This window comes from Chitinophaga dinghuensis (genome assembly GCF_003259435.1).
Classification (GTDB): Bacteria; Bacteroidota; Bacteroidia; order Chitinophagales; family Chitinophagaceae; genus Chitinophaga; species Chitinophaga dinghuensis.
The window spans coordinates 665,811-678,861 of sequence record NZ_QLMA01000003.1; the positions used below are offsets into that span (position 1 = coordinate 665,811).

The window sequence follows — 13,051 nt, forward strand, 5'->3', positions numbered from 1 at the left end:
CTCGGTCATTTAATCCATGAATATTAGTATTTTTTATGAAATGTGAGGTGAGAAACGCGACTGGAATATTTTAAACATTTACCTATGAGATTAGTTATAGGTAGACACAGGTCCTCTATTATATTATGGTGTATTATGAAATAATATAATATATTTAAGAAAAGTAAACTTTACGGTTATGGCTACATGGAAAATTGATCCTGTTCACAGTGATATAGAATTCAAGATCAGGCATCTGATGATAACCAATGTGACTGGTTATTTCAATAAGTATGATGCCACTGTTGAAAGTAGTAATGATGATTTTTCTGATGCAAAGATTTCCTTTACCGCGGACGTGACGGGGATCAGCACTAAAAATGAGCAGCGGGATCAGCATTTACAATCCGAGGATTTCTTCCATGCTGCGCAGTATCCTGCCATTACGTTTGCCTCCACAAACATTAAGAAAGTAAATGATGAGGAGTATAAGATCAGTGGTGACCTGACCATGCGTGGGGTAACCAAACCGGTGGATTTAAACGTGACTTATGGCGGTATTGTCAAAGATCAATATGGACAGACCAAAGCTGGCTTTGAGCTGAGTGGTAAATTAAACAGGAAGGATTTTGGTATTGCTTTCAATGCGGCCACAGATGCGGGAGGAGTCATGTTGAGTGATGAGGTGAAGTTTTATGCAGATGTACAATTAATCAAACAAGCATAACCTTGGGTTATGGATAAAATTTAGAAGGCTTGTAAGATGACTTACGGGCCTTTTCCATTTGCCCGGAGATGGATGTTTTATGGGCATTGGTCGATATTGTGATTCTATTAGCATTTAAATAAAAATAGGATCCTTATCTTTAGTCTTATGTTACGGATCATTTTACTTGCTGCAGTTTTAATGTCTGGTTTGGCTGTAAAAGCGCAGACAGATTCCTCTTTTGGCGCTGTGAATCGCTGGCAGTCGGCTTTTGATCGCCCACACCCCGTAAATGACAGTAATCATCTCCGTTCAAAGTGGTTTGTGACGAAGTATGCAGGCATATCTGCCGGCTTTGTTGCATTCAACGGAGGAGGAGGTTCTTTCTTATCAGTGCCATTGTCTTTACAGCTGAATCGTCAGTTAACCAATAACTTGTTTGCTTTTGGCGCCGTATCCGCTGCGCCTGTCGTTTTTCGTTCCAGTATGCCCTATCAGCCTGTGACGAACAAGGGCAATAACTGGATGCAGCAGAACAACTTCTCCGCCTGGTCAGATGCCAAAATAGGGGTGATGTATATCAGCAATGACCGGACTTTCTCCATTTCCGGAAGCATTGGTGTTGGAAGAGGTACTTATAATGGTTATTCACCATTTTATGCCCCAATGTATGCGCCGGTTCATTCTCCGGTAAATCGGCATGGAGGCTGGTAGTCATCAATTGATAGCAGAAACAGCCATCTAAAAACAATTAGCTAAAATATTTTTTAATGAGTTTGTTAAATGATTGTTGGGAAACGAAGTCCATGATTTCGTTGCAGTCTCGGATAGACTTCCATAACTCTGGTTTTTTTGAATACTCACCGTAATCATCACTAGCTGAGTACTTTTTTATCAGATTATTCATCAACTTCATTAGCTCTGATGCCGTATCGGTCAGGTCATTGTTAAGGTGTTCATTTTGCCAAATTTTAGTCAGATTGAAATGTTTATCGCCTTTCAGTTGTTCTGCTTGTTTAAAGAATATTGAAAGAGAGTATGGTACTACTGCAGATCTTATCTGTCCAATAGCATTATTCCCAAATCCATAAATCTTTTCAAAAGACCTGAATAATATGATGCGACTTATTACATCTTCATAGAATGATCTGTCGATAGAACGTTTATTTTTTGAGAGTTTTTTCTCACTGATTTCTTCAATGAACAGTCTGAATACCTTTTCTCCGCCTTTCTTTACTAAAAAAGGGTGTTCACCCCAAGCGTTATAGTATTTGGCCAATTCCTCTTTTGTGAACCTTCTTTCTTTTGGAAAATCTTTATTGATTTTATTTTTGCTATCGGGAGATTTCCTAATCATAGTTGCAAACTCGCCTTTAGCCCTTTCGAAAAACCACTTTATACCGGAAGGGGTAATTACACTTTCACTAAGTGACTTTAGTTTTATTAGTTGTGTGTTCCTTGAGCGAAGGTCCACTGGTGAAACTCTGGATTGAGCATTTGAGTATTCGCTAATTTTTGAAATCAGCTCGTCAAAATTCTCATTGGAGACGTCTTTGACAATATTTACTTTTGCCATCACTTTTACTTTACTGATGTCTAGTCCGGATTTGCTGGAAAAGTATATTGTTGCTGTAGTTTGACCTCCATTTACAATCTGAAAATCTGTGAGAGAGGTTAATATTATCTTACCATTTTTTATGACAACCTCCTTCCCGGTTGCTGTTATTGTCAGTCCATTATTAAATGCAATGAATTTTTCAGGATATCTCCTAATGGTGTCTTGAATTCCCTTATTAACATTATTTTTGAGCTGGAGAAAAGATCGAACATTTTTTTCGAGCATTCGGGAGCTGTGTAATTTATATAGATCGGCGAGTAACTTCCCCGGTAATACACATAGATATGATTCGTAGTGAGGCTCGTTTGCTGCCTGGATACTCTCAATATTGTATTTACTGAAGTCTACTGTAAGTGGGGCTCTGTTTCCCTGAGCAATTGAAACATCGAATAAAAAATTTAGGTCAATAAGCCTTTTTCGGATCAATATTGTTTTTCTAACTTTGTTTTTGTTTTCCTGAAAACTAATTGTTACCTCTTCATCAGAAAATTCAAGCCTTTTAGGTTTGGGTGTCTCCCCTCTGGGCTCAATTGTTGCTGTAGCAGAAAGCAAGAAAACTTCGATAACATCAATACTCTTTATAAATTCCGGATTGCATAGTTGCCGGGCTAATATTTTAGAACCATCTGAATCTTGTAAAACTTCACTTAGTTGATTCTTCGATGCCTTTTTTATAAAATTGATGGCTCTTGAAAAGAGTTTTTCATATGCATTCTTTTGTGAAACAGATACATGGTCTTTGGGAGCCTTTAATAAAAGGGAATTTTCGTTAACCGTTAGTAATTGTAATCTTTCGCCTGACTCATTAATAGTATAACCATTAAGCTTAAGATCATGCAGTCTTATGTTGCAGTAACTGTCGTTGAAATCATCACCCTCAGTTAGTTTGGTGTCACTCAGTGCAGGCATACAAGTGCGAACAAAGGATGACTCCATTATAAAGTCATGGTCGTCCATGCTTTCATTTAAAAGATCATGTCTGTATGAGTGTAATTCTTCTAGCTCCATTCGTTAAATATCTTTTTATCGATGATATAATTGCTGAGTCCGACTACATTTAGTCTGTATTTTACATCACTAATAAGAACTGGGATATTCGATTTTATTAGTTTGGGAAAATCTGGTGATGAACAATTGTAAATATCCATTGAAATAATTTGATACTTCTGGTCATCATACCAATTAATCGAATCATTAGTTATATATGCCTGGGTGAGGGCTTCATAATAAATGGAAATCTCACCATGTTTAGAATGTATAATATTCTTGATCTCTGTGATAAGAGCGGATAATGTAGTACCCATTGTATCCTTCCTTACATTCACTACAGATAGGTGTAGCGGAGCACTGGTTTCTGTCTCCATTTGCCATTCGCTTGAAATCACTACATCTGGATTTAATAACTCCTTCGTTTTAACTTCAATAATTTGATTGTCGAATACAAAATCATGCCTGTAATTATATGGGCCACGCCAACCTTGAAGAATTTGATTGACTTGATAATTAGGTGATGCCAACAATAGTTCTCTAAGAACAACCATTTCACCTATCAATCCTGTTATAGCCTCTTCAGACAGACGATTAGGAGTAATGTCTTTAAAAAACTGATTCCATTTTTCAACCTTTTCAGCAAAAGCGGGAACATACAATGATGGGCTATTCATTTGATGAACCTCTTGGTATATGGAGATTATCAAATCATTAAAAAGGTCTGCATACGTAATATTATGCAATTTTAATACTAACCATCTGGTATCATTGAATAATTCTAGTGACAGATTAGTTTTCTTTTGTGACTTAAGGTTAATGCTAAATTTTGCAGGTAAGTTGAGAATCAGGCATCTCTGGACTGAGCCCTGTAAACCAATAAAGAGGTCAGGAATACAGGCGCCGTCAATTCTGAAGGATGGATTTTCGGATCCTTCTGCAGCGAGTAGTCGCCATTTATCTTCAATTAATTTGGTATCCATTGTTTACTCTTCCTCTCCATTTAAACTTTCATCAAATTCTTCTGCATCCTCCTCCTCATTAATATCTGTCTCTGTTATGCCATATTTGCCAACAGCGTAAGTTCCTCCTGGATCAGGCTCTATTTCAGGGAACCCAAATGCATACCCAATCAATGGAATTGTAAGGTCAAAAGAAGATGACATATTCTTGAAATCCCCATTATTATTTTCATCGAGGTTAAACACAGAGTGAAGATCTTGCAGATACACAAGAAGTAGTCCATTATTATCAGACATCTCTCCTCTGTATATTTTTTCAGGATAACGTATAGGATGTGTTTTGATATATTTTTGGGCATCTTCTTCTGTCATCCCCTTTCCTTTAATCAAATCTTTAATCCTTGCATTATCATACTTCTTCTTGGCTGCCTGAATCTGTTCCTGGCTTAAAAGAATAGAGAGATCTTCTGGTCCAGTAACAATATTGGCAGATTTTCCAGATACAGAGAAAATGTTCTTGGTTTCGAAATCAGCTCTTAAATGCCCCGAATTGGGTCCTGAACGCTGGATCATAGTAATATCCAATGGAAAATCTGTATGGAAATGCTTTAATTGTCTGCCATTCCCGGTGGCTTTAATAGCAATGGTCCACTTTCTAAGCTTACCATTATCTGCACATAGTTGGATGAATTTTTTTATTTGATCAAGGTCTTTGCCATAGTTGTGTAGGCTATTGGGATTTGTTATGAATGAAAATAATCCAGTATAATCTGTTTCAAACTGATAAAAAGAATTTGTAATACCGGAGCCATTATATGATCTGCTGACCCATTGCTTTAAACTTGTCCAGGAGGCTTTTATTCTATCGGGATTCAGGTCGAATTTCGTCGGTTGGACAAGCTTATTTTGATATGACCACACTACTGTATCAGCATTCTTTAAAATGGACGGTCTTGTTATCTTTAGAACCCCAGGATCTTTACGAACTCTTAAGATGAAATCTTTTGGAAATTTGCCGGCTCTTTCCATTTTGGAAAACTCCACTTCCAGCTCTTCTATTGTTCTTGTTGCAATATCATATTTTTCGATTGCATCAGCTGTTGTAAACAATTTGCAGCAATCAATATAACCAGGTCTATATCCGAACCAGCGCCCCATTTGGAGTAAAGTGTCCGAGAAATTTGTATTCCTGACAAAATAGTTTATAGTTAAACCTTCAAGAGTAAATCCTCTTGATAACCTGTTCCCCCCTATCGCAATATATTTTTTCCCATTTCCTGCCGCATCTTTAATATAATCAAGTTTATCCTTTGTCTCACTATTAACAGCTTTTATCTCAATCCCTTTAATGGCTTCGATCAATAATGGTTCAATGTCATTGTAATTTCTGTGGGTGAGAAATTCATCCTGATAGCCGACTGGAAGATATGATCTTATGTCAAATAAGATCGCGGCGAAGTATTTATTCCAGATGACTTCCAGTTCGCGGTAAATTGAATTCTCACCTTTAGGCAATTCATTTTTAATTCTGTTCTCAATCAATTGCACATATTCGGATATAAGTTTTTTTGTTTTATTCTGCCAAGGTATAAATCTGGAAACGTGTACCAACATTGTATGATGAGGCTGGTACATTTCGGAATTGACCATTTCTGGTTTTCTGCTTAAGCGGACTGCTATACTTAATATGAAACATTGAATAGCTTCATGAAGAGATTTTGGTAATTCAAATGGGAATGGATCGTATCGGGTCGACGCTCTCGATTCTCCGTTTTTAATCTCCTCTGCTGTTGCTCCTCTGATAGGACCTTCTTCAGAGTTAACAACTTGGGCAGGAAATGATCGGTCAATATCTTCCACTTGTTCGAGAAGTGGTATTTTTTTCTCATGGTCGTCTAAAACCGTTTCAAAAATATTTTTTGCTCCAATATAATTGCTTGGTGGGTTCAATAATTCTATAAAATCATCAGGGAAGATATTATTTTCCTGTTCATATTCACGGGTAATAGGTTTCCCTTGGGATTTAAAAGTAATTGGCCATTTTTTGTCTGGTGGATCCTGATGTCTGTCTTGTAATACATTCGCAAATGGTGTAGCAGTATAACCCAGGTACGTTTTCCGGGAGAATAATTTAAGCAGGGCTCGGATATGGCCATTAATTGTGCTGGCATAATCAGCACCTTTATGTCCTAAATTATTCAAGGAGGCATTATCTGCTTCATCATCAATTAATAATAAAGGAATCTTATGTTGCTCCTGATTCTCACTGAGATAGCCACTCAGCCAGATTAGCAGGTTTTTAAGTACACCTGTATTTTTTTTACAAATAAGTATATTTCTATGATTAAGAGAAAAATCAAGATCTTTTACTGATTTTTTAAAATCTGATTTTACCGAGGTTATCGATCTGACCTGTCTGACATCTTTGTTTCCTTGTTCACCAAACCTATTGATCAGTCCAACCCCTTTTGCGGCCGTTCTTCCATTGGCCTTATTATATCCTTCTCCTATGACATCATAATCAATTCTTTCCTGCGTCTGACTTCTTAAGTCTTCCATTATTCCAGATAAAACGATTATAAGCGGATAACCACTGTCAATTGCGCGGTTGATAACCGCGTTGAAATTGGCCGTTTTCCCTGACTGTACACTTCCTACAACCAGACCTTTACAGTAGAAATCTGTTCCTGACTGAGGATCTCCAAGTTTACCTAGTATTGATTCACTGGATTTTATGACTTCATTGATAACCTTTTCGGGGCGCCCAGATCGGATGAGGGATTCAATGTAACGATCCAGATAGCTGGTAGGCATATTTTTCTTTCTGTCTTCTGTTAACCAGGTTCGGAGTCCCTCACGCCGTAAAGAACCACTTGGGTCAATTTCTACAGGATATACAGATATGAATTCATTTTTTGCGGTATTATAAAGCGTTTGCAGGGTTACCTCATCGAGATGTTTTACTTGGGAGGACATCACTTTTACCATATTTAACACTTCATCCCGAATATCTTCGAAGAATTCAAGGGTAATGGCCGGCTGGTCTTCAGCTTTACTTTTAATAATGGTTTTCAGGAGGTAAACAATTTCATGACTCTTCATAACATTAATTTATTTGCTTTAAGATATCTGGCGGCAGATTGTCTTCCCGAATATCCATAGAGGTTATTATCAAGGATTTTATTTGTTTGCTTGTTAAGCCTGCATGCTTCAAAGTCAAAATTATTGCTGCGATATTTTCTTGTTCCACTATATCTTCCTCAACCCAGGAATAATCTGGATGCTCATAAGAGTTTCGTAATGCATTAATGGTTGTTAACAACATTCTCATGATAACACGAAGTAACTGGAACTGGTCTTGTGTTAATTGTTGCTTCAGTACTGTTAATAAATGAAAGTTCTCATTCACTTCATAACGTATACTCTTACTTGTTTGAGTTTTTACCAAGAAAACTTCGCCGAAGGTATTAAGTTTTGAGGAAGATTTGGTACCTCTGTTTGAATATTCATTTTCAGCGTTTTTCTTTAAGTTACTAATATACCTTACAAACGGGAATTGTAATTCATACGGTATGGTGATTAAAGATTTAGCAACATTTAGCTGGAAGTATTTATCGACGCTGTTACCAATATCTACTTTTAATCTGGCAAGTTGCATTCTTGGCGCTTTTTTTATTACACCCAGCCATCCTCCGTAAATTATCAGCCTGTCTCCTCTGTATACATATATACCTTCCATGTCCATTAGACTTTTGTTGGCAGGAGTCCAGATAGGGTTTCCATCCTTACTTTCTTGAATGCTACTGGATGGAAGAATAAAGCCTTCAACGGAAATAGTATCTGTTTTGAAGATTTTTTCCATCCTTTCAAGTTTTCTTAAATTAGTTTGTACTTCGGGGAAGGGGTTGAATGGAATAAGGAGATGATTATTGATCCGTATTTTAATCTTTTTTTCTGATCTTTCCAGGAATCTGTGGAATACTAAGGATAAGTATTCCGATGTAATTTCTGTAATCTCTTTTTGAAGTGCTGGTTTTCGGTCTTTCTCCAGATAATTTTCAAATTTGTACAATCCATCCCAGATAATAATAGTAGAAGGAGCGTAGTTGTCAAAATTGTTAAGAAAACCTTTACTCAGCAGCAGATATTGATCAAGTTTTTCGTTGATGATTTTTTGCTGGTTTTTATGGATTTTCCAACCCTGATTTTTTGCAAAAAGATCAACATTCCATGAATACGAGGAAAAAGGAGCATCAGAAGATATCCTACTTCTGGAAAGAACTGTTAGCTGTCTTGTTTGTGAAAATGATGCTGTTTTCATTCCCAGTCCAAAACGTCCCAGGTCATCTGGGGCTCTCACATATTCGGATGAAGTACTCGGAAAGTGCATACTTTTCCGGAGTACATCATCTGTCATACCAATTCCATTATCTGCCAGATACAATACAAATGGTTCCTTGTTAGTATCGATCAGAATTTCAATCTTATCGGCTCCCTTGGAAACAGCGTTATCAATTAGATCAGCCAGCGCAGTTTCCAGTGTGTAACCTTGTTCTGCAATTGATTTGATAAGAAATTCCGGATTGGGAGTTGCGTCCACTTCATCCTGGGTATTAAAGTTATCTAGCATTCCGTAATGTATCTTTTAAGGCCTGAGCTATTTTTTGGGCCATAAGAGGAGGAACTGCATTTCCTATTTGTTTAAAGGCAGCTGTTCTACTTCCTGCTTCTTTGATGCCTTCAAAATAATAATCGTCAGGAAAAGACTGGAGTCTGGCAGCTTCCCTGACAGTAATTGACCGATTTTGATCTATATCAGGATGGATATAATAATGACCATCCTTTGCAATATGTGCGACAACCGTTTGTGAAGATTTAAGATCCTGAGCGACCACTTTAAACCTGTCACAAAATGATGATCTGTTCTGGTGTGTCTTTAAGCGGTCAGGTAAATCATTATAATCCAGACGCTCCTTCCGCTCATTCCATTTGTTAACAGCTATCCGGTATATTTCCTTGTCTTGTTTGGTGTGCGGCCTTGCTATATGCTGGGTCAGAATATTCAGATTGGAACGCAGATCATTGTCAACCAGATATTTTGAAGCTTTACCAGCATATTTAAGATATTTATCCTGACCTTCACCGGCATTTAGAAAAGGCAAATCTGAAAGAACAGAGCTTACTTTGAACTGAGACTTTGCTTTTATATCCTCAAGATTCGGTATGCTAGGTACAAAATCATCCTTCCATCCTATCAGAATAATTCTTCTTCGGTTTTGTAAAACACCAAAATTATCGGCCTGAATAGTAAAAAGTTCAAATTTATAGCCTTTCTTCAGAAACAGGCGCTTCATATTCTCCAGATAGTGTCCCCCTTTTGCAGATCTAAGCCCAATCACATTTTCAAAGACAAACATTTTTGGATTATACTTCTGCAGATATCTTCCATATTCAACATACAGGTAATTTCTAGGGTCACCTTCCATACTATTGGCACTCCGCGCACGTCCTACCAATGAATATGCCTGACAAGGAGGACCTCCAATAATAAGGTCAACTTCAGATTTATGAAGCTGTTGATGAATCAATGTATGAATACTCTCATTATTTTCAGCACCTATTGCCAGATTGATAACACTCTTAAGCTGATCTTCAGGTACTTTACTATACAATTCCTGTCTGGTTATTTTTCCTTTCAGATAATCAGTATAAATCTCCGGATTATTCTCATTTTTATAAAAGTAATAAGCAATTCTGGTCTTTAACGAATAACATGCGGCTTCGTCCATCTCCACGTGTGCTATTGGATGGTAACCCTCTCTGATAAATCCTTCAGATAATCCACCTGCTCCTGCAAATAAATCAATATATTTCATCTGTAATTTTCTTTGATCAATCTGGCCAGTCCAGCCAAAGTAGTTTCTCTTAGTTTAGGTTTTAATGTGCATTCCCAAACAACTACCACTTTCCATCCTTCTGCTGTTAACAGGGCAAGTGCATTTCGATCGTTTTCAATATTTTTGTTAATCTTATCTAGCCATTTTTTTGTATCTGTTTTGGGTACCACAAACAATTGGCAATTGTTATGTCCATGCCAAAAACAGCCATTAATAAAAAGTACTGTGTTGTACTTAGGTAGAACAATATCCGGCCGGCCTGCTAACTCCTTAACGTGCACCCTGTATCTGAATCCCAAAGCATGCAAATACTTCCTGACACACATCTCAAGTGCCGTATTTTTATTCTTTATACGGCTCATATTATAACTTCTTACTTCACGGGTGTGTACATCTGCCATCTTTAGTTATCAACATTGTTTTCCAGAATGGTTAGTTTATATTCCCATATTCTGAAGATTTGCATAAGTATTTTACATTAGTACCATTCTGTTGATTGTACGTTCTTACTTTCTGCTTCCAAATTCGATGTAATTATCTTAGTTAATATGCAATATATTGAACTATTCTTTTTGTAAAAATAGCCTACATCGAAATTATTAGGTAGTTGCGCATTGTATTTGCGTAGCCCACCTGTTTGTTACCCATTTCTTACAAATTTAGCTATGTAATCAAAAGATAGCCAATAAATAAAAAATTTCTGATAAATACTATAAGAAAATGGAAAATGCCACGTAAATATGGCCCAATAGAGAGCAATTAATAACAAATAAAAAAGGTTGTAAATCAAAAGACTTACAACCTTTTTTTAGTGCCCAGAACTGGATTCGAACCAGCACACCCTTGCGAGCGCTGCGACCTGAACACAGTGCGTCTACCAATTTCGCCATCTGGGCAACTGATTTTGTGTTTCAGGACGGCAAAGATAAGCAGAGTTTTCTTTCTGCCAAATTTTTTTTGATTTTTTATGCTGATAATGAAAGGATTGTGTCTACTCTGCATACTCCCACGCGCTCTGGTAGCCGTTTTGATCCTCTGCATACTTTATAAAGTCAGCATAGAAAGGCAGTTGAGAGAGGGTAGCGCTGTCGCCAATGATCACTAATTTCTTCCTCGCACGAGTCATCGCCACATTCATTCTACGGATATCTGACAAGAACCCGATCTTACTCTCATTATTGCTACGGGTCATGCTGATATACACAATATCCCTTTCCTGTCCCTGGAAGCTATCGATCGTATTTACCGCTATACGGCTTATATAAGGCTGCAAATCGGGGTGATGGGCCAATTGCTCTTTCAATACTTCTATTTGCTGCCTGTAAGGCGAAATAATGGCAATAGAAGGGAATTGTTCCGGACTGTAATGCGGACTTAACGTTCCTGCCACATGGGCCAGATGACGGAATAGAAATGCTGCTTCTTCCGGATTAGTGGTACTGGTGCCATCCGTTTTTTCATCGAAGCCACAGCCGGCTGTATCAATGAATGCCAGCGGCGTATCTTGTGCAAAGAGAAGATGATCCGCCACGGAAGCATGCGCTTTCAATTTGTCGCCATAAAAAACGCCAGATGAATAACCCATGATGGTGGCATGCATCCGATATTGTTCTTCGAGTAATGTTACACTTTCCGGATACAATGCGACTATCTTTTCCATCAAGGTGTTTGCCAGGCCTGCCTGTGCAGCATCATTGGATTTGATAGTTGGAGGAAGCTGACAATGGTCGCCGGCAAAGATGACCTTCTCTCCTTTGAGAATAGGTATCCAGCAAGCAGGTTCCAATGCCTGTCCGGCTTCATCTATCACTACTGTACGATACTTCAGATGACGTACGGTGTAATGATTCGCGCCAACAGGCGTAGCTGTGATCACCTGCGCTTTAGCGACGATATCTTCTACTACATATTGTTCTGTGTTTTCTACGGCTTTCATGATGTTGCGGGCTTCATCAAATAAAGCCTTGCGTTGCTCCCGCTCTGCTTTCCCGAAATTGCGCTTGTATTTATGCGCCATATTCCGAAATTCATTCGCCTGTTTGCGTAACCGGGATACTTCTTTCATGCCACTGTGGCCCGACATTTTACTATCAAGTGTCAATGACAGTAAACGCTCCGATACTCTGGCTGGATTCCCTACCCGCAATACATTCAAGCCTTCTTCTGATAATTTTTCACTCAACAGATCTACAGCTGTATTGCTGGGCGCTACTACCAATATCTGTTGCGGCTCTTCTTTTATCAAGGCTTTAATCGCCTGTACCAGAGTGGTGGTTTTACCTGTTCCCGGAGGACCATGTACTACCGCTACATCACAGGCTTCCAGGATTTTGCCTACAGCGGCCTGCTGTGAGTTATTAAGTCTGCCAAAAGTGACAGGAGAGATATCTGTTCTGAAATTAGGCGCTGCTTGTCCGGTGAGTACGCGTACAAGTCGCCCTGTTTTTGGATCATCTGCAATGGCTGCTGCCTGTTTAAGGGCTGCCTGCATTTCATCATAGCTGTTGTCATCAAAGAGAAGATCGATACCTAACTTGCCATTATCGGCCCAGTCAGGGAGCTCATCGGTGCGAAGGGTGATTTTCAGCCGATTTCCACCCACCCAGGAGATGACACCTTCCTGCTGATCCTGCTTCCGGTCGTGGTTGGAGAAAAATACCGCAGAAACGCCGCTACGCAGCTGATGCGGTACCTCCTGATGGGTCGTGCGTTCCAGCTCTACGGTCAGATAATCGCCGCGACTCATCTCACTTCCCCGGATGGCAACAGGGTACCAGGCCAGCCCGCCGGCACGACGTTCCTGCACAGAAGTGCTGGCGGTCAATGCCTGGTACGATTTACGGTCTTCTTCCCTTTCTGTTTTTAATAAATCCTGCAGCTTTTTGAAATAATCCATCCCGCA

General features: G+C 38.7%; 9 protein-coding genes and 1 tRNA gene. 2 read left to right on the plus strand and 8 right to left on the minus strand.

The window, feature by feature from the left end; genetic code table 11:
• The first annotated feature begins 178 nt into the window (after positions 1–178).
• Positions 179–706 (plus strand): YceI family protein, encoded by a 528-nt coding sequence (locus tag CLV59_RS11865; RefSeq protein ID WP_111592243.1) that lies wholly within the window; start codon positions 179–181, stop codon positions 704–706.
• Between the two features lie 147 nt (positions 707–853).
• A complete protein-coding gene (locus CLV59_RS11870) occupies positions 854–1,399 on the plus strand; it encodes a hypothetical protein (RefSeq protein WP_111592244.1) in 546 nt (181 codons plus the stop codon).
• 37 nt (positions 1,400–1,436) lie between these two features.
• On the opposite strand, the gene CLV59_RS11875 is transcribed toward CLV59_RS11870, so the two are convergent.
• From CLV59_RS11875 to CLV59_RS11910, 8 genes are all read right to left on the minus strand, one after another.
• Positions 1,437–3,311, minus strand: coding sequence for an AIPR family protein (locus CLV59_RS11875; RefSeq protein ID WP_111592245.1), 1,875 nt, complete (start codon positions 3,309–3,311; stop codon positions 1,437–1,439).
• A complete protein-coding gene (locus tag CLV59_RS11880; RefSeq protein WP_111592246.1) occupies positions 3,302–4,273 on the minus strand; it encodes a PD-(D/E)XK motif protein in 972 nt (323 codons plus the stop codon). The genes CLV59_RS11875 and CLV59_RS11880 overlap by 10 nt, the downstream gene beginning before the upstream one ends.
• A gap of 3 nt (positions 4,274–4,276) precedes the next feature.
• Entirely contained in the window at positions 4,277–7,354 is a 3,078-nt protein-coding gene (locus CLV59_RS11885; RefSeq protein ID WP_111592247.1) for a Z1 domain-containing protein, read from the minus strand.
• A gap of 4 nt (positions 7,355–7,358) precedes the next feature.
• Positions 7,359–8,882, minus strand: a complete 1,524-nt coding sequence (locus CLV59_RS11890; protein WP_111592248.1) for an ATP-binding protein — start codon at positions 8,880–8,882, stop codon at positions 7,359–7,361.
• Complete coding sequence (locus tag CLV59_RS11895) at positions 8,872–10,128, minus strand: DNA cytosine methyltransferase (RefSeq protein ID WP_111592249.1); 1,257 nt, start codon at positions 10,126–10,128, stop codon at positions 8,872–8,874. Before CLV59_RS11895 ends, CLV59_RS11890 begins: the two co-directional genes overlap by 11 nt.
• Positions 10,125–10,550: a very short patch repair endonuclease gene (locus tag CLV59_RS11900; RefSeq protein ID WP_111592250.1), complete on the minus strand. Its 426-nt coding sequence runs from the start codon at positions 10,548–10,550 to the stop codon at positions 10,125–10,127. The genes CLV59_RS11895 and CLV59_RS11900 overlap by 4 nt, the downstream gene beginning before the upstream one ends.
• Positions 10,551–10,961: 411 nt before the next feature.
• Positions 10,962–11,045, minus strand: a tRNA-Leu gene (locus CLV59_RS11905).
• A gap of 95 nt (positions 11,046–11,140) precedes the next feature.
• Entirely contained in the window at positions 11,141–13,045 is a 1,905-nt protein-coding gene (locus tag CLV59_RS11910; protein ID WP_111592251.1) for an AAA domain-containing protein, read from the minus strand.
• Between the last annotated feature and the right edge of the window lie 6 nt (positions 13,046–13,051).

Excerpts from the sequence above, each read along its gene's own strand:
- CLV59_RS11865 (WP_111592243.1), top strand. The coding sequence starts at position 179 with ATGGCTACATGGAAAATTGATCCTGTTCACAGTGATATAGAATTCAAG.
- CLV59_RS11870 (WP_111592244.1), top strand. The coding sequence starts at position 854 with ATGTTACGGATCATTTTACTTGCTGCAGTTTTAATGTCTGGTTTGGCT.
- CLV59_RS11875 (WP_111592245.1), bottom strand. The coding sequence starts at position 3,311 with ATGGAGCTAGAAGAATTACACTCATACAGACATGATCTTTTAAATGAA.
- CLV59_RS11880 (WP_111592246.1), bottom strand. The coding sequence starts at position 4,273 with ATGGATACCAAATTAATTGAAGATAAATGGCGACTACTCGCTGCAGAA.
- CLV59_RS11885 (WP_111592247.1), bottom strand. The coding sequence starts at position 7,354 with ATGAAGAGTCATGAAATTGTTTACCTCCTGAAAACCATTATTAAAAGT.
- CLV59_RS11890 (WP_111592248.1), bottom strand. The coding sequence starts at position 8,882 with ATGCTAGATAACTTTAATACCCAGGATGAAGTGGACGCAACTCCCAAT.
- CLV59_RS11895 (WP_111592249.1), bottom strand. The coding sequence starts at position 10,128 with ATGAAATATATTGATTTATTTGCAGGAGCAGGTGGATTATCTGAAGGA.
- CLV59_RS11900 (WP_111592250.1), bottom strand. The coding sequence starts at position 10,550 with ATGGCAGATGTACACACCCGTGAAGTAAGAAGTTATAATATGAGCCGT.
- CLV59_RS11910 (WP_111592251.1), bottom strand. The coding sequence starts at position 13,045 with ATGGATTATTTCAAAAAGCTGCAGGATTTATTAAAAACAGAAAGGGAA.